The organism is Streptomyces phaeoluteigriseus (genome assembly GCF_001896135.2).
GTDB lineage: Bacteria > Actinomycetota > Actinomycetes > Streptomycetales > Streptomycetaceae > Streptomyces > Streptomyces phaeoluteigriseus.
The window spans coordinates 209,685-227,656 of the sequence record NZ_MPOH02000002.1 but is presented as its reverse complement, the minus strand read 5'-3'; the positions used below and the strand labels follow the sequence as shown (position 1 = coordinate 227,656).

At 71.4% G+C, this 17,972-nt stretch carries 11 protein-coding genes and 2 pseudogenes; 10 read left to right on the top strand and 3 right to left on the bottom strand.

Annotation, left to right across the window (positions count from 1 at the left end; translation table 11 throughout):
• The 4 genes from BM536_RS01600 to BM536_RS01585 form a co-directional block, all read left to right on the top strand.
• A partial coding sequence (locus BM536_RS01600; RefSeq protein WP_211362800.1) for an alpha-glucosidase C-terminal domain-containing protein occupies window positions 1-359 on the top strand: 359 nt, incomplete at its 5' end.
• Window positions 360-387: 28 nt separating this feature from the next.
• On the top strand, window positions 388-1,749 hold the full coding sequence (locus BM536_RS01595; protein WP_094102399.1) for a maltokinase N-terminal cap-like domain-containing protein: 1,362 nt from the start codon (window positions 388-390) through the stop codon (window positions 1,747-1,749).
• Between the two features lie 3 nt (window positions 1,750-1,752).
• Complete coding sequence (glgB, locus tag BM536_RS01590) at window positions 1,753-3,957, top strand: 1,4-alpha-glucan branching enzyme (RefSeq protein ID WP_094102398.1); 2,205 nt, start codon at window positions 1,753-1,755, stop codon at window positions 3,955-3,957.
• 57 nt (window positions 3,958-4,014) lie between these two features.
• Complete coding sequence (locus tag BM536_RS01585; protein WP_073493457.1) at window positions 4,015-5,103, top strand: glutamate--cysteine ligase 2; 1,089 nt, start codon at window positions 4,015-4,017, stop codon at window positions 5,101-5,103.
• Window positions 5,104-5,226: 123 nt separating this feature from the next.
• On the opposite strand, the gene BM536_RS01580 is transcribed toward BM536_RS01585, so the two are convergent.
• Entirely contained in the window at window positions 5,227-5,463 is a 237-nt protein-coding gene (locus tag BM536_RS01580; protein ID WP_073493482.1) for a DUF6480 family protein, read from the bottom strand.
• Window positions 5,464-5,634: 171 nt separating this feature from the next.
• Between BM536_RS01580 and BM536_RS01575 the strand changes: the two are divergent.
• Window positions 5,635-7,541 (top strand): annotated as a pseudogene (locus BM536_RS01575) (AMP-dependent synthetase/ligase).
• 175 nt (window positions 7,542-7,716) lie between these two features.
• A complete protein-coding gene (locus BM536_RS01570) occupies window positions 7,717-8,151 on the top strand; it encodes an ATP-binding protein (RefSeq protein WP_073493459.1) in 435 nt (144 codons plus the stop codon).
• Window positions 8,152-8,242: 91 nt separating this feature from the next.
• Here the strand turns inward: BM536_RS01570 and BM536_RS01565 are convergent, their stop codons facing one another.
• Window positions 8,243-8,599, bottom strand: a complete 357-nt coding sequence (locus tag BM536_RS01565; protein ID WP_094102397.1) for a hypothetical protein — start codon at window positions 8,597-8,599, stop codon at window positions 8,243-8,245.
• Window positions 8,600-8,680: 81 nt separating this feature from the next.
• Window positions 8,681-9,052 carry a hypothetical protein gene (locus BM536_RS01560; RefSeq protein ID WP_094102396.1) on the bottom strand — a complete coding sequence of 124 codons (372 nt, stop codon included), beginning with the start codon at window positions 9,050-9,052 and terminating at the stop codon, window positions 8,681-8,683.
• Window positions 9,053-9,272: 220 nt separating this feature from the next.
• On the opposite strand from BM536_RS01560, the gene BM536_RS01555 reads away from it, so the two are divergent.
• The 4 genes and pseudogenes from BM536_RS01555 to BM536_RS01535 all read left to right on the top strand — a co-directional run bounded on the left by BM536_RS01555 (window position 9,273) and on the right by BM536_RS01535 (window position 17,963).
• Window positions 9,273-10,154: an RNA polymerase sigma factor SigF gene (locus BM536_RS01555; RefSeq protein ID WP_079275008.1), complete on the top strand. Its 882-nt coding sequence runs from the start codon at window positions 9,273-9,275 to the stop codon at window positions 10,152-10,154.
• 273 nt (window positions 10,155-10,427) lie between these two features.
• Window positions 10,428-14,702 (top strand): annotated as a pseudogene (locus tag BM536_RS01550) (hybrid sensor histidine kinase/response regulator).
• Window positions 14,703-15,063: 361 nt separating this feature from the next.
• The gene (locus BM536_RS01540; RefSeq protein WP_094102394.1) at window positions 15,064-17,376 is read left to right on the top strand and encodes a SpoIIE family protein phosphatase; all 2,313 of its coding nucleotides are present in this window, start codon (window positions 15,064-15,066) and stop codon (window positions 17,374-17,376) included.
• A 200-nt stretch (window positions 17,377-17,576) separates the two neighbouring features.
• Window positions 17,577-17,963 (top strand): STAS domain-containing protein, encoded by a 387-nt coding sequence (locus BM536_RS01535; RefSeq protein ID WP_073493464.1) that lies wholly within the window; start codon window positions 17,577-17,579, stop codon window positions 17,961-17,963.
• Window positions 17,964-17,972 lie beyond the last annotated feature (9 nt).

Here is a 17,972-nt window from a genome sequence, read left to right as displayed (position 1 = left end):
TGCTGCACTGGACCCGCCGCATGATCGAGATCCGCAAGCAGAACCCCGCCTTCGGCCTCGGCTCCTACACCGAGCTGTCCTCCTCCAACCCGGCCGTCCTCGCCTTCCTGCGCGAGGCCCCCTCGGCAGAGGAGGGAGGGGACGACGACCTGGTCCTGTGCGTCCACAACTTCTCCCGCTTCGCCCAGCCCACCGAGCTGGACCTGCGTCGCTTCGACGGCCGCCACCCCGTCGAGCTGTTCGGCGGGGTCCGCTTCCCCGCGATCGGTGAACTGCCTTACCTGCTCACCCTCGCGGGACACGGTTTCTACTGGTTCCGGCTCGCCCGAGCCGCATCCCGCGTCGGCCGGCGCCTGTGAGCGTGCGCCGAGGGAAGGACGCGTCACCATGCAGAAGACCGCACCTCTGAGCGCGGGCGGTGTCGTCGGCGTCCGCTCCACCGGGACGCTCGGGGCACTGCTGCGCGAGTGGCTGCCCCGGCAGCGCTGGTTCGCCGGCAAGGACCGGCCCCTCAACGACCTGCGTCTGCTGTCCATGACGGAGCTGTATCCGGGCTGTCTGCATCTGCTGGTGCAGACCGGCCAGTCGGGCGTGCCCTCCCCGGGCGGCACTCCCCCTCCCGGGGACTGCTACCAGCTGCTCCTCGGCATCCAGGAGCATCTGTCGCCCCGGCTGGGCCGGGCCCTGATCGGCAGGGTCGAGACGGGGGCGCTGGCCGGACTCACCGTGCACGACGCGCTGCAGGACCCGCGGTCGGCGCACCTTCTGCTGGAGCGCATGCGGCATCCGGGACCGCTCGGTCCGCTGTCCTTCGAGTCCGACCCGTCGGTCCACGTACCGGCCGGGCTGGCGCCCCGGCTGCTGGAGGCCGAGCAGTCGAACACCTCGCTGGTCTACGGAGACGCCTTCATCCTCAAGGTGTTCCGGCGCGTGCAGCCCGGAGTCAACCCGGACCTGGAGGTGCCGGTCGCACTCGCCGGACAGGGGTGCGGCCGGGTGCCGGCCCCCGTGGCCTGGTACCGCACGACCCATCCGCAGGAGGCGACGCTCGGTGTCCTCCAGCCGTTCCTGCCCGACGCCTCCGACGGCTGGACGCTGGCGCTGGACGCCCTCGCCCGTGGGGAGGACTTCACCCCGCAGGCCTACGCGCTGGGCGGGGCCACCGCGGAGGTGCACCTGGCGCTGGCCGCGGCCTTCCCGGTCGGGCCGCTCGGCGACAACGCCCGGACGGCGGCCGGGATGACCGAGCGGCTGGAGGCCGCCGCCCACCACGTGCCGGCGCTGCGCCCGTACGTCCCCGGGCTCACCACCGCCTTCGGCGCGCTCGCCGCCTGCGATCCGGGACCGCCGGCCCAGCGCGTCCACGGCGATCTGCACCTGGGGCAGGTGCTGCACGCCGGACGCGAGTGGTTCGTCATCGACTTCGAGGGCGAACCGTCCAGACCACTGGCCGAGCGGCGCAGCGCGCAATCCCCGGTCCGCGACATCGCGGGCATGCTGCGCTCGTTCGACTACGCCGCCCGGCAGCGCCGCCCCTGGCGTCCCGAGTGGGCCCGCCGCTGCCGGGAGGCGTTCTGCGCCGGTTACGCGGACGGGGCCGGCTGGGACCCCCGCAAGAAGCACGCGCTGCTGCGTGCCTACGAAACCGACCGTGCCGTGTACGAGGTGCTGTACGAGGCACGGCACCGTCCCGACTGGCTACCCGTACCCATGGCGGCGATCGAACGACTCGCCGTCCGAGGAGGCTGACCGATGGCTCTGCGTGACACCTCTCCGCCCGCGTCGGCCCGCCCCGCCCGCCGGCGCGCCCGCGCTCCGACCCCGCCGAGCCGGGGGCGCCTGCTGGCGGGCGCGCACCACGACCCGCACGCCCTGCTGGGCGCGCACCCGGTGCCCGGCGGCATCCTGTTCCGGGCGCTGCGCCCCTTCGCGCGCTCGGTCGCCGTGCCTGGTGGACGCGGCGCAGCCCCGCTGGTGTCGGAGGGCGACGGTCTCTTCGCCGCGGTCCTGCCGCTGGCCGAGATCCCGGCCTACACGCTGCTGGTGGCGTACGAGGGCGACGAGACCGAGGTGCACGATCCCTACCGGTTCCTGCCCGCGCTGGGCGATCTCGATCTGCACCTCGTCCGGGAGGGCCGGCACGAGCAGCTGTGGAAGGCGCTCGGTGCCGAGCCGATGACCCACCAGGGCGTGGCCGGCACTCGGTTCACGGTGTGGGCGCCGAACGCCCAGGGAGTGCGGGTCGCCGCGGACTTCACGTACTGGGACGGAACCGCGTTCCCGATGCGTTCCCTCGGCTCGTCCGGGGTGTGGGAGCTGTTCCTGCCCGGAGTCGGTGAGGGCACCCGGTACAAGTTCGAGATCACCTCGCGCCACGGACACCGCTTCCTCAAGGCCGACCCGATGGCCCGGTGTGCGGAGGTCCCGCCGGACACCGCGTCGATCGTGCACGCCTCGCACTACGAGTGGGGCGACGCCGAGTGGATGGCGCACCGGGGGGACGTGCCGGTGCATGCGGCGCCGTTCTCGGTGTACGAGGTGCATCTGCCCTCCTGGCGACCGGGTCTGACGTTTCGTCAGCTCGCCGATGTGCTGCCGGCGTACGTCAACGACCTCGGGTTCACGCACGTGGAGTTCATGCCGGTCGCCCAGCACCCGTTCTCCGGTTCCTGGGGTTACCAGATCACCGGGTTCTACGCCCCGGCCGCGCGGCTCGGCACGCCCGACGACTTCAAGCACCTCGTGGACGCGCTGCACCGGGCGGGCATCGGCGTCATCGTGGACTGGGTGCCGGCGCACTTCCCCAAGGACGACTGGGCGCTGGCCCGCTTCGACGGGGACCCGCTGTACGAGCCCGGGAACGCCCAGCGGGCCGAGCACCCGGACTGGGGGACGTTCGAGTTCGACTTCGGGCGCACCGAGGTGCGCAACTTCCTCGTCGCCAACGCGGTGTACTGGTGCGAGGAGTTCCACATCGACGGGCTCCGGGTGGACGCCGTCGCCTCCATGCTCTACCTCGACTACTCGCGGGACTCCGGACAGTGGACGCCGAACGCGTTCGGCGGCCGGGAGGACCTGGACGCGAAGGCGTTCCTCCAGGAGATGAACGCGACGGTCTACCGCCGCAACCCGGGCGTCGTGACCATCGCCGAGGAGTCCACGGCCTGGGAGGGGGTGACCCGGCCGACCGAGAGCGGGGGCCTCGGGTTCGGGCTGAAGTGGAACATGGGCTGGATGCACGACTCGCTGGAGTACATCGCCAAGGAGCCGGTGCACCGCAAGTACCACCACCACGAGATGACCTTCTCCATGGTGTACGCCTACAGCGAGAACTACGTCCTGCCCATCTCGCACGACGAGGTCGTGCACGGCAAGCAGGCGCTGGTGTCGAAGATGCCCGGCGACTGGTGGCAGCGGCGGGCCAACCACCGCGCCTACCTCGCCTTCATGTGGGCCCATCCCGGCAAGCAGCTCCTCTTCATGGGGCAGGAGTTCGCCCAGGGCGCGGAGTGGTCCGAGGCACACGGCCCCGAGTGGTGGCTGCTCGACGAGGGCTACGCCGCCGAGGCCGACCACCGCGGCGTACGCGATCTGGTGCGCGACCTCAACACGCGCTACCGCGCCACCCCGGCCCTGTGGCAGCGGGACACCGACCCGGGCGGCTTCCGCTGGGTCCTCTGCGACGCGGCCGAGGACAACGTCTTCGCGTTCCTGCGCTACGACGCCGAGGGCGTGCCCCTGCTCGCGGTCAGCAACTTCTCCCCCGTCGTCCGGCACGACTACCGGATGGCCGTACCGGACGACATCCCCGTCTGGTACGAGGCCCTCAACACCGACGACATGCGGTACGGCGGCAGCGATGTGCGGGTGTTCGACGGGATCAAGCCGGAGAACGGGGAGATCAGCCTCACCCTGCCGCCTCTCGCGACGGTGTGGCTGACGCCCACGTCCGTGTGAACCGACTCCGACGGGGCAGTCGCATGCGTACCACCTGCCAGAGAAGGGCTGTATCACGTGCGCACCGTCGGAGTGGAGGAGGAACTCCTCCTGGTAGACCCCGAGTCCGGAGAACCGCAGGCGCGCTCCGCCGCGGTTCTCGCCCGCGCCGCTCGGGACTCGGCGGAGCAACAGGTCTTCGAGAAGGAACTGCACGACCAGATGCTGGAGTTCGCCACCCATCCGCAGTCGGGGATGGACGAACTCGCCGAGGAGATCGTCCGCATACGCGCGGAGGCGGCCCGGCACGCCGGGGAGATCGGGTGCACGGTGGCGGCGCTGGCGACGTCGCCGCTGCCGGTGCGCCCCTCCATCGGCATGAACCGGCGCTACCAGTGGATGGCGGAGCAGTACGGCATCGCCACCCGTGAGCAGCTCGTCTGCGGCTGCCACGTCCATGTGTCGGTCGAGTCGGACGAGGAGGGCGTCGCGGTCGTCGACCGGATCCGTCCGTGGCTGTCGGTGCTGTCGGCGCTGAGCGCCAACTCGCCGTTCTGGCAGGGCAAGGAGACGGGGTACAGCAGCTATCGCAGCCGGGTGTGGCAGCGCTGGCCGTCGGCCGGTCCGACCGAGTTGTTCGGTTCGGCGGAGCGCTACCACCAGCGGGTGGCGGACATGGTGGCCACCGGCACGATCCTCGACGAGGCGATGGTCTACTTCGACGCACGGCTGTCGGCCCGCTATCCGACGGTGGAGATCCGGGTCGCGGACGTCTGTCTGCACGCGGACACGGCCGTGCTCGTGGCCACGCTGGTGCGCGGGCTCGTCGAGACGGCGGCCCGCGAGTGGAAGGCCGGCGAGGAGCCGGTGGACCACAGTGTGAGCCTGCTGCGGCTGGCCAACTGGCGCGCGGCCAAGTCCGGGCTGACCGGCGATCTGCTGCACCCGGCGACCATGCGGCACGCGCCCGCGGAGGCGGTGGTGCGGGCCCTGCTCGATCATGTGGCGGAGGCACTGGCCGACAGCGGGGACCTGGAACGGGTCCGGGAGACCTGCTCCCGTCTGCTGCGGGACGGCAACGGGGCCATGGTGCAGCGGGAGACGTGGGAGCGCACGGGCAGCCTGCGCGACGTCGTCACCGCGTGCGTGCGGCACACACAGGGCTGACGTCTCCCGCCGCTCCCCCGTGGTGAGCAGGTCCTGTGGTGAGCCTGCAGTGCGGGCCTTTGGTCAGCAGGCCTCTGGTCAGCAGGCCTTTGGCCAGCAAGCCCTTGGTCAGCAAGCCCTTCGTCAGAAGATGAGGATCAGGGCGTAGGCCAGGAAGAACGCCGCGACCAGTACGGTCAGGCCGAGGATCAGGATGAGCGGGCCCTTGGCCCAGCCCTTGGGGGGATTGTGGGTCGTCTCCTGGGGTCCGGCCCCGGGCATGCTGCTCTCGCCGGGCGGGGTCTCGCCCGGCGGTACGCCGCCGCCCGGTTCCAGTCCGGTGGTGTTCTCGGGATCGGGGTCGGGGTTGATGTATGTCATGTTCTCCGAGTCCCCGAACCCACGGTTCACCAACAGTCCGCCGCCGAGATCGTCAACGCGGAATAGTTATCTGTTCCCGGCCACAAGCGGTCCCGCCTGGGCTACATTCGACCACCGTCGATAACTGTCCTCATCGGCGGAGTCACACCCCGTACCTGTCAGGAGCAGCGCATGCGCGACGTCGCCCTCGCTCCCCCAGCCGCCTCGCCCCTGACCGGAGGGCTCGCCGACAGCGTTTTCGAGACAGCCGCACGCACCCCGACCCTGCCCGTGCTCGCGCGCCGGTCCGTTCCCTCCGGACCGTGGGAGGAGGTGACGGCCGTCGAGCTGCGCGACGAGGTGGTGGACCTGGCCAAGGGCCTGATCGCCTCGGGGGTGTCGCCGGGCCACCGGGTGGCGGTCATGGCGCGCACCCGCTACGAGTGGACGGTGCTCAGCTACGCCCTCTGGGCGGTGGGGGCCGAGGTCGTACCCGTCTATCCGACGTCCTCCCGCGACCAGGTCGAATGGATCCTGCGGGACGCGCGCTGCGTGGGCGTGGTCGTCGAGGACGAGCAGAGCGTCATGACGGTGGGGTCGGTGTGCGCGACCCTGCCGACCCTGCGGCACGTCTGGCAGCTCGACGCGGGGGCGCTCGACGACCTCACGCGGCGCGGCGAGGTGATCCCGCAGACCACCGTCGACTCGCTGCGCCGGATCGTGCTGCCGGACTCCACCGCGGTGATCGCGTACACCTCCGGCACCTCGGGGCGTCCCCTGGGCTGCGCGCTCACCCACCGCAGTCTCGCCTCGCCCTGCGACACCCTGCTGGCCGGCTGGGGGAAGACCGCGGCACCGCCCGGACAGCAGCCGTCGGTCCTCGCCTTCCTGCCGTTCTCCCACGTGTACGGCCTGATGGTCCAGGGGCTGTGCCTGCGCGGCGGCATCCTGATGGGCCACGAGCCGGACATGAACGCGGAGGCCCTCTCCGAGGCGCTCCGGACCTTCCGTCCGACCTATCTGTACGGGGTCCCGTCGGTCTTCGAGAAGATCTACAAGAACTTCCTGCGTGCCGCCCAGGAGGCGGGCCGCGGCGCGCTGTTCGAGCGGGCCGCCGGGACCGCCCGGGACTTCGCTGCGGCCGTCGAACGGCAGCGGCTCGGCCGCGGCTCGGGCCCCGGCTTCGACCTGCGGCTCCAGCACGCCCTGTTCGAACGGACGGTGTACCGCAGACTCCGCGCCGCCCTGGGAGGCCGAGTGCACCGCGGGACTTCGGGCGGCTCGCCGCTCCACCCCGACCTGTCCCTGTTCTACGAGGGCATCGGCATCTACGTCCACGACGGCTACGGCCTCACGGAGACCAGCGGCGGAATCACCATGCAGCCGCTCGGCCGGGAGAGGACGGGGACCGTCGGGCAGGCCCTGCCCGGCACCGAGATCCAGGTGGCCGACGACGGGGAGATCCTGGTCCGCGGCCCGTCGCTGTTCCAGGGCTACGTCAACGACGACGCCTCCACCCGGGCCACGCTGTGGGGCGGCTGGCTGGCCACCGGAGACCTCGGCCACCTGGACCACGACGGCTATCTGACCATCACCGGCCGCAAGAAGGACGTGATCATCACCAGCGGCGGCAAGAGCGTGGCCCCGACCGCGCTGGAGCAGCGGCTGCGGCTGCACCCGCTCGTCCAACAGGCCGTGGTCGTCGGCGACAACCGGCCCTGTGTGGGCGCGTTGATCACACTGGACCCGGAGTTCCTGGCGCACTGGCGGCGCAACCTGCCGTCGCTGCACGGGGGCGACAGCTCCAGCCGGGAGGCGCGGGAGGAGAACGCCCTGCGGGAGGAGATCGGGCGGGCGGTGGCCACGGCCAACAGCTCGGTGTCCCGCTCGGAGTCGATCCGGGTCTTCCGGGTGCTGGCGGAGCCGTTCAACCAGGCCAACGGTCTGCTGACGCCGTCGATGAAGCTGCGCCGCGACACGATCGTGCGGCACTACGCGGCGGAGATCGAGGCCATGTACCAGGCCCGCGCGCGGTCCCCCGGGAGACCGCCCCTCCCGAGGTGCTGAGCTGGGACGACTCTGACGACGTGTTCCGGTGACGGGCCGTCAGGGCACGGGCACGCCGGGTGAGTACCCGGTCGCCCGCTGTGACCGGGTCCGGTCGCCCGGTGCCGGACGCGTAGGTCGCGCCGCCCAGGGAACCCTGTGGAGTGGCGACGAGAGAGCCGCACGAGAAAGGACGACGGTCCCGGCGACAGAGGGCCGCACGACGACATGGCAACCGAGCCCCGTGGTAACGACTCACCGGCCTCCTTGGCGGTTCCGGGCCGCACCGCCCGTTTCGCGGGTGAACCGCAGGACGTGACGGGCGCGCGAGTGGCCGCGGAGGAGTTCCTCCGCACACTCGCCCGCGCGACCCCGCCCGCGGCGCCCGAGTGCTGGCACGACATCGTGCTGATCGTCACCGAGCTGGCCTCCAACGCGGTCCAGTACGCGCCCGGCCCCTTCGTGCTGCAACTGCGCCCGACCTTCGACGGGGTGCATGTGACGCTGCACGACACCAACCCCACGGCGCCGGCTCCGCGGCCCTTCCACCCCGACGCGGGGGGCGGCGGTATCGGCTGGCATCTGATCCACACGTTGTGCAGCCAGGTGAGCGTGGTCTCCGCGGCCGAGGGCAAGGACGTGCACGTCTTTCTCCCGTGGTGACCCCGGGGGTGCTGTTCACCGGTCCGGGGTCCGCATCGAGGTGCCCCGGTCCTGACGGCCCTGTCGGTCCGGATCGGGACGAAGCCGCGGATCACCCTCCCGCCCGAGCGGCGTGGGCCGATGCGGATGTCGCGGGCCGGCCGGATGACCAGCGGCTGGGGTCGGCCGTAGCCGCTGCCGCGAGGGGGGGGTGGGAGAGGCCGTACGCCGCGTCGGGGACGACGTCGCCGTGGGCGTGCACCTCCGGCCGGACCCCTCTCGCGCGCGCCGGTTCCGTCTCGAAACCCGCCAGGCCGCCGCCGTGCCGGACGGCCCGGGCGACCGGCACGGCGGCGGCGAGCGGCAGGTCGACGACGTCCCGCCATCGGTCGGCCGGGCCGCCGCCTGCCGGCAGGCGTCGACCACCCCGCGGGCGGACGTGGTCCCGTGCCGCGGCGACGGTCGCCACCGGGCGCTGCCCGCTCGGGCGGGCGCGAGTCGCGCTCCCCTCATGGCACGGGCACACCTCATGGCACGGGCACCGCTCCGGTCAGGCGGTCGTGGTCCCGCGCGGGGTGAGCCGCCGGTAGTAGTCGGCGACGGCGGTCAGATAGGCGGGGTCCATGGTCTCGCTGTCGGTCCGGAAGCGTGGTGCCTCCTTGACCTCGTCCACCGTGCAGGAGAGGGATATCCGCCGCTCGGTTCCGTCGACGGACGTCACGACGCCCACCGGGACGACGGCACTTCTGCCGAACAGCCAGACTCCCGTGTCGACGACCAGGTGCCACATCCCGTGGTGGCCGTCCTCGCGCTCGACGTGCCCCAGGGTGCCGTCGGTCGCGATCACCCCGTACCCCGTGAGGTCCTGTCCCCCGGCATGCCCGCTGTCCGTCGGATAGGACCAGATTGTGTCGATGGTCACGCTGCTCCCTTCTCGGGTTCCCCAGCACCTGATACCCGGCCGCCGCGCCCGCATTCGGCGTGCTTCGTGCCGCCGTGGACCGTGGCTCGTTCACACACCGGAAGGCGGTCGTGCGTCCGTCGCGGCATGAGTCGGGGAAGCGGGGGCAGACGGACTGCGTCATCGAACGGCTCGCCGTCCCCCCGCAGTTCGGCGGGCCCCGACGAACGGAGTGAACGCAATGAAGGCCGTGACGGTACAGGAACGAACGGCCACTGCAGGGCGGCAGGCCACCGACGACCTGCTGGGAGGGGTTCCGGTCGTCGAGGTGCCCACCGCGGTCAGTCCGCGGGACGCGCGGGAACTCTCCCGCCCCTTCTTCGACCGGCTGGCCGTCCTCGAGGAGGGCACGCACGAGCACCAGTACGTGCGCAACACGCTGATCGAGATGAATCTCTCGCTGGTGCGCTACGCGGCCTCCCGGTTCCGCGGCCGGGGCGACTCGATGGAGGACATCGTCCAGGTCGGGACGATCGGGCTGATCAAGGCGATCGACCGGTTCGACCTGGCCCGGGAGGTCGAGTTCACCTCGTTCGCCGTGCCGTACATTGTGGGCGAGATCAAGCGGTTCTTCCGCGACACCAGCTGGGCGGTCCACGTGCCGCGCCGGCTCCAGGAGGCGCGGGTCGAACTGGCCCGCGCTACGGACGAGCTGCAGACGCGGCTGGGCCGGATGCCCACGACGCGGGAGCTGTCGCAGCTGATGTCGCTGTCCGAGGAGGAGGTCATCGAGGCGCGCAAGGCCTCCAACTGCTACACCTCCGCCTCGCTCGACGCGGCTCTCACCTCCGACGGCGGCCAGGACGGCGAGTCGGTGCTGGCCGACTTCATCGGCGTGGAGGAGCCGGCTCTCGAACTCGTCGAGGACTTCAACTCCCTGGCGCCCCTGATCGCCCAGCTCGACGCGCGGGAGCGGCGGATCCTGCATCTGCGGTTCGTCGAGGAGCGCACGCAGGCGGAGATCGGCCAGGAGCTGGGTATCTCGCAGATGCACGTCTCGCGGCTCATCAGCCGCATGGTGGCGCGGCTTCGGCTCGGCCTGCTGGGTTCCGAGGTCGCCTGACAGGACTTCCCGTACGGCGGGAAAAGGAAGGCGAGTACCCCGTTTCCGATCGTGTATGCACGGTGCGCACCATGTAAATCCCGTGTGCGCACCACGTGACGCGACATTTTGTTCCGCCGCAGGCGTATGGGTTAGCCTGCGGCGGATTTATCTCATCGCGCACATCCGTGAACTGCGGAAATGCACACACGACATGCGGTGCCGTCTCCCCGTGGGGGCGGCCCGGTTCCGAGCCCTCGCCGGGGGCTCCTGGGGAGCGGAACGAGGGTACGCATGACCAGCAACGCCACCGAGGCCGCCGACACGGTACCGGGCGATCAGGAGCTCAGACAGCTCCTGGCCGGCCTGACCGCCGTACGGGACGGTGACTTCGGCACCCGACTGCCCGCCGACGGCGAAGGCCTCATGGGCGACATCGCGACCGTGTTCAACGGCATGGTCGACCAGCTCTCCGTCTTCACCTCCGAGGTCACGCGCGTGGCTCGCGAGGTGGGAACCGAGGGGACCCTCGGTGGGCAGGCGGAGGTGCCCGGGGTGTCGGGCACGTGGGCCGACCTGACGGACTCCGTGAACGCCATGGCGGGCAATCTGACGACCCAGGTGCGCGACATCGCCCAGGTGGCGACGGCGGTCGCCAAGGGCGATCTCTCACAGAAGATCGACGTGCCCGCACGCGGCGAGATCCTTCAGTTGAAGGAGACCGTCAACACGATGGTCGACCAGCTCTCCGCCTTCGCCGACGAGGTCACCCGCGTCGCCCGCGAGGTCGGCACCGAGGGACGTCTCGGCGGGCAGGCGCAGGTGCCCGGCGTGGCCGGTGTCTGGCGGGACCTCACCGATTCGGTCAATTTCATGGCCGGAAACCTCACCGCTCAGGTGCGCAACGTCGCCCAGGTGACCACGGCGTCGCCAAGGGCGACCTGTCACAGAAGATCACCGTCGACGCCCGCGGCGAGATCCTGGAACTCAAGAACACCATCAACACGATGGTCGACCAGCTCTCCGCCTTCGCCGACGAGGTCACCCGCGTCGCCCGCGAAGTGGGTACCGAGGGACGCCTGGGCGGGCAGGCCGACGTCAAGGGCGTCAAGGGCACCTGGCGGGACCTCACCGACTCGGTGAACTTCATGGCGGGCAATCTGACGGCCCAGGTGCGCAACGTCGCCCAGGTGGCCACGGCGGTCGCCGAGGGCGACCTGTCACAGAAGATCACCGTCGACGCCCGCGGCGAGATCCTGGAGCTCAAGAACACCATCAACACGATGGTCGACCAGCTCTCCGCCTTCGCCGACGAGGTCACCCGCGTCGCCCGCGAGGTCGGCACGGCGGGCAACCTCGGCGGGCAGGCCACGGTCCGGGGCGTCTCCGGAACCTGGAAGGACCTGACCGACAACGTCAACGTCATGGCGTCGAACCTGACGGGCCAGGTGCGCTCCATCGCGCAGGTGGCCACGGCGGTGGCGCGCGGCGACCTGTCGCAGAAGATCACCGTGGAGGCCAAGGGCGAGGTCGCCGCGCTGGCCGATGTCATCAACACCATGGTGGACACGTTGTCGGCCTTCGCGGACGAGGTCACCCGTGTCGCCCGCGAGGTGGGGACGGAAGGCCGGCTCGGTGGCCAGGCGCACGTGCCGAACGTGGCGGGCACCTGGAAGGACCTCACCGACAACGTCAACTCCATGGCCAACAACCTCACCGGCCAGGTGCGCAACATCGCCCTGGTGACGACGGCGGTCGCCAAGGGTGACCTCTCGAAGAAGATCGACGTCGACGCCCGCGGCGAGATCCTGGAACTCAAGACGACCATCAACACGATGGTCGACCAGCTCTCCGCCTTCGCCGACGAGGTCACCCGCGTCGCCCGCGAGGTCGGCACCGAGGGACGCCTGGGCGGGCAGGCGGAGGTCGAGGGTGTCTCCGGCACCTGGAAGCGCCTCACGGAGAACGTCAACGAGCTGGCCGGCAATCTGACCCGCCAGGTGCGGGCGATCGCCGAGGTGACGAGCGCCGTCGCCGAGGGCGACCTGACCCGTTCGATCACCGTCGAGGCCTCCGGCGAGGTCGCCGAGCTCAAGGACAACATCAACTCGATGGTGGGGTCCCTGCGCGAGACCACGCTCGCCAACCAGGAGCAGGACTGGCTCAAGACCAACCTCGCGCGGATCTCCGGGCTCATGCAGGGGCACCGCGAGCTGCCCGTGGTGGCGGAGCTGATCATGGACGAGCTGGTGCCGCTGGTCGCGGCCCAGTACGGGGCCTTCTACCTCGCCGAGGAGGGGGCGAAGGGGCCGGAGCTGCGGCTGGTGGGTGCCTACGGCTACCCCGACGACGACTCCCGCCCGACCCGTATCCCGTTCGGCCGCTCCCTCGTCGGCCAGGCCGCGCGCAGCCGGCGCACGATCATGGTCGACGAACTGCCCGCCGGGTACGTCATCGTCTCCTCGGGCCTCGGTCAGGTGGAGCCCAGCGCGCTGGTGCTGCTGCCGATCCTGTTCGAGGGGCAGGTGCTCGGGGTCATCGAGCTGGCGTCGGTCACCGCGTTCAAGGAGATCCACCGGGACTTCCTCGAACAGCTCAGGGAGACCATCGGGGTCAACGTCAACACGATCGTGGCCAACGCCCGCACCGACGAGCTGCTCGGCGAGTCCCAGCGGCTGACCGGCGAACTCCAGGCCCGGTCGGCGGAGTTGCAGTCCCAGCAGGAGGAGTTGCAGCGCTCCAACGCCGAACTGGAGGAGAAGGCCTCGCTGCTCGTGGCGCAGAACCGGGACATCGAGGCGAAGAACCTCCAGATCGAGCAGGCACGGCAGGAGCTGGAGGCGCGGGCGCAGCAGTTGTCGCTGGCGTCGAAGTACAAGTCGGAGTTCCTGGCCAACATGAGCCACGAGCTGCGCACCCCGCTCAACAGCCTGCTGATCCTCGCCCAGTTGCTCGCGCAGAACCCCTCCCGCAACCTGACGCCGAAGCAGGTGGAGTACGCGGGCATCATCCACTCCGCGGGGTCGGACCTGCTCCAGCTGATCAACGACATCCTGGACCTGTCGAAGGTCGAGGCGGGCAAGATGGACGTCTCTCCGGAGCGGGTGCCGCTGCGACAGCTCATCGAGTACGTCGAGGCGACGTTCCGGCCCATGACGACGCAGAAGAGTCTCGAGTTCACCATCAGCACGGCCGCCGGCGCTCCGGCGGATCTGCTGACGGACGACTCCCGGCTGCGCCAGGTGCTGCGCAACCTGTTGTCCAACGCGGTGAAGTTCACCGAGGAGGGCAGCGTGGAGCTGCGGATCGAGCCGGCGGCCGCGGACGCGGTGCCCGAGGGCGTGGTCCACGGCGGCACGGTGGTGGCCTTCCGGGTGAGGGACACCGGCATCGGCATCCCCGAGCAGCAACTCGAGACCATCTTCGGGGCCTTCCAGCAGGCCGACGGCACCACGAGCCGCAAGTACGGCGGCACCGGCCTCGGACTGTCCATCACCCGGGAGATCGCCCATCTGCTCGGCGGCGCGGTGACGGTGGACAGCGCGCCCGGCAAGGGCAGTACGTTCACGCTGTACCTGCCGGTGGCGCGCGGGGACTTCGAGGAGGTGCTCGGCACCGGCCGGCCGGTGGGCCCCGGTGTCGGCTCCGGCTCCCCGGCGGACACCTCGCACCCCATCAGCCTGCCCAGGGCGTCCGGTACGGCCCGGCGTCCGCGTCGGCTGCTGGTCGTGGAGGAACGGCCGCGCGGACTGCTGACGCTGGTCGCCGAGAGCGTGGTGGCCGACTTGGCGGGCGGCCGGGAGGACGGTGCCCCGCCGCCCCCCGGTCGACGTGGTCACCGCTGTCGGAGCGCAGGAGGCGGCGGGTGCGCTGGCCGCCGAGCCGTGCCACTGCGTGGTTCTGGATCTGGGGATGCCCGGCGCGGAGGCCTCCCGCTTCCTGGAGGCCCTCCAGGGCGACTCGGCGCTGAGCAGCGTGCCGGTGCTGATGCACAGCGGCCAGCGCGCGGACCTCGCCCAGGAGGAGGCGCTCCGGTCCGCGTCACCGGGCCGGCCGCTGGAGTTCCTGTCGAGCCTCGACGAACTGCGTGAACGCATCACGCTGCACCTGTCCGCGGAGGAGCCCGGCGACGTCCTCGCCCTGGTCCGCCAGGACGAACCTCAGCCCATGGCACCGCCGCCCGTCGACGACGCCGTCGTGGGCCGGACGGTCCTCGTCGTCGACGACGACGCGCGCAACCTGTTCGCGCTCAGCGGGATCCTGGAGCTGCACGGCATCCGGGTGCTGCACGCGGAGAACGGGCGCGAGGGCATCGAGGCGCTGCGTGACAACCCGGACATCGCCCTGGTCCTGATGGACGTGATGATGCCGGAGATGGACGGGTACACGGCCACGGCACGGATTCGCGCCATGCAGGAGTACGCTGACCTGCCCATCATCGCGGTGACCGCGAAGGCGATGCCGGGCGACCGGGAGAAGAGCCTCGCCTCGGGAGCCAGCGACTACGTCACCAAGCCGGTCGACACGCATGACCTCATGTCCTGTGTCCGCCACTGGCTGACCGCCTGAGAGCGGTCCGCCCGTCCGAGCACCAGGCGCACCGGCCGAGGAGTCATCGCACCGTGAACACGTCCGACCAGCAGTCCGAGCGGAACGAGGACCCGTCCCGGCCGACGCCGGCCGCGTCCCCGATGCCGCCCGCCGATACGGCGCGCGTCGCGCAACCGGTCGCGTCGGCCCCGGGCCCGGCCACACCGTCCACGGAGGCGCAGCGCGCCGCCGACCCGGCCTCCGGCGACCTGGCCGTCGCCGGGCCCGGGCCGGCCCTCCGGGACCGGCCACGCCACCCCCGGAGGCGGCCGGTGACGCCGGTGGCACGGCGCACGAACACCCCCGCACGCCCGGCGGCCGGGAGGCCGCCCCCTCCCCCGTGGGACGCCTCGCGGCAACCGTCGAGCGGCTGCGGCGCGAGGTGAGGGCGGCGCAGGCCGATGCCGAGGGCCGCGCGCTGGTCGAACTGGCCAAGGGGATCCTCGTGGAGCGGCTCGGCTGCGGGCCCGCGGAGGCCGCCCGGCAGCTCACCGAGCTGGCCCGGCAGGCGGGGGTGACGCCGCTGGAGTTCGCGGTGGAGGTCATCAACCGGGCCTCGAAGGACCGGGTCTCCGAGGTGACCGACGCTTTCATGGCGGCCGTCACGGGGTCCGTGGCGGCCGAGTCCGCGGCCGTGCGGCTGCGGGCCGCCGAGAGCGGCGCGCTGGCGGCCCCGGACACGCAGGCCGTCGCCGATTCCCTCCTCCAGCACGCGCTGGGCCCACTGGGCGCGGTGGCGGTGGCGATCTGGTCGGCGGGCTCCGACGGTTCGCTCACCCTCGCGGGAAGCGCCGGTTTCGCCCCGGTCGAGGCCGACCGCTGGCACTACGTCCCGCCGGACGTCGCCACCGTGGGCCGGCTCGGCCTCACCGAGCTGGCGGGCCAGTGGATCGGCTCGCTGGCGCAGACCGGGCTGCCCACCATCGGCCGACAGGCTTATCCGGAAGGTGGCCGGGTCGCCGTTCCCGCCGGGACCGGCGGTCGGATCCACGGTGTCCTGGAGATCGCCTGGCCATCGTTCCTGGAGCCGCAGCCGCCTCAGGTCGTACGCCAGGTGGAGGCTCTCGCGGAGCTGTGCGCGCACACGCTCCAGGTGTATCCCCATGCCCAGGTCGCCGACCGGGAGCCGCGGGTGCTGCCGGACGCCTCCGAGCTGATGGACCTCGCGGACGGTCTGCACGACCCGGCGCTGGTTCTCGTGCCGCTCGTCGACGAGGCGGGACAGCTGGTGGACTTCCGCATCCAGCACGTCAACGACCACTTCCTCGATCCGGCGGGCCGGCCGCGGGCCGTGGTCAACGGCGCCCTGCTGCTGGAGGCCTACCCGATGGCGGCGGTCGGCAGCGACCTCTTCCAGCGCATCGAGCGGGTCCATGCCACGGGCGAACCGTTCCGGGCCCGCCGTATGAGCCTGACCGCGCTGGTCGACGAGGTGCCGCTGTCGGCGGTCGCGGACCTGAGCATCAGCCGGCACGGCACCTGTGTGCTGCTCATCTGGCGCATCGAGGACGAGACGGCACGGCTGGCGAGCCTGTTGCAACACGCCCAACGCCTCGGCCGGATCGGCGGCTTCGAGGAGGACGTGCTGACGGGCGAGACGACGTGGAACGATCAGCTGTTCGCGCTGTACGGGCGGGATCCGTCGAGCCGCCCAGTGCGGCTGGAGGAACTGGGAGCCCACGCCCACGCGGACGACGCGGTCTCCATCGGCCGTTTCCTGCGTACTCTGCTGCACCACCGGCGTCCGGCGTCCGCCGCCTTCCGCCTCCAGCGGCCGGACGGGGTGACCCGGCACATGCGCATCGTCGCCGAGCCGGTCCTCAACGCCCACAGGCAGCTGGTGGCCGTACGCGGCGCGTACCAGGACATCTCCGCCCAGCACTGGACGGAGGTGGCGCTGGCCGCCACGCGCGACCAGCTCGCCCAGACCGAGCAGCACGCCAGCGAGCGCAGCCGGCTGGCCCTTCAGCTCCAGCACGCGATCATGCCGCCCACGCGAGCGCCGCTGGAGGTGGCGGACCTCCAGGTGGCCGTCCGCTATCGGCCGGCCGAGGAGGAGCAACTCGTCGGCGGCGACTGGTACGACGCCGTGGTGCTGCCGTCCGGGCTGGTGATGCTGTGCGTCGGCGACGTGGCCGGGCACGGCATCGAGGCGGCGACCAGCATGGTCGTCCTGCGCAACGCGCTGCGCGGGCTCGCCGTGACCGGCGCCGGGCCGGGCCAGCTGCTGTCCTGGCTGAACATCGTCGCCCACCATCTGACGGGAGCCGTCACGGCGACGGCGGTGTGCGGGTTGTACGACCCGGTCCGGCGCACCCTGCGATGGGCCAGGGCTGGCCATCTGCCGCCGGTCCTGGTGCGCGGCTCGAGCGCGGCTCCGATGCCCCTGCTGAAGGGGATGCTGCTGGGCGTCGTACCGGAGACCTCGTACGAGGAGGAGGAGATCGAGCTCGCGGCCGAGGACACGTTGCTGATGTACACCGACGGCCTCATCGAACGGCGGGACCGGTCGGTGGAGGAGTCCCTGACGCAGTTGCTGAGGCAGGCGCGCACGGTGGCGCCGTCGCTGGACCAGCAGTTGGACCGGCTGCTCACCTACAGCAGGTCCGACACGGACGACGACACCTGCATCGTGGGCATCAGGCTCAGTTAGCGGGTTCACCCGGCCGAGGACGCATGGCTGTCGCGTTCGGGGGTATCCGGTGGTCCGCGATGCGAGGTCGGGATCCGCAGGTGGGATGGGGAGGTGCACGGGCCGAGGCCCGTGTGCCTCCCGACCGCTTGCGCTCCGGCCGCGCAGCGTGGTCACCCGCCGGAGCAGAAAGCCCGGACCGTCAGTTTTCGGAGGTACCCTTGTCCATCGCCCAGAACCCGCTGTCCGTCGAGGTCACCCTGCCCCGCGAGGACGTGGCCCTGGTCACGGTCGAGGGTCATCTGGACCTCGACACCGCGACGGAGTTCCAGGCCCATCTGGCGAACCAGCTCCACCACGGCCGACGGCACTTCCTGCTGGACCTGTCGGCGGTGCCGTTCATGGACTCGTCCGGGATGAACATCATCCTGCGCGTGTACCAGGAGGCGCGAGAGCTGCCCGGCAGCGTGCATGTGATCGATCCGACCCCGGCCGTGCGCCGGGTCCTGGACCTCACCGGGGTCAGTATCACGGTCCCCATCTCGGACAAGGTGGACGACGCCCTGGCGCTGATCGACCGGTCGCAGCAGTCGCCCGAAGCCCCTTAGATCCGGCCG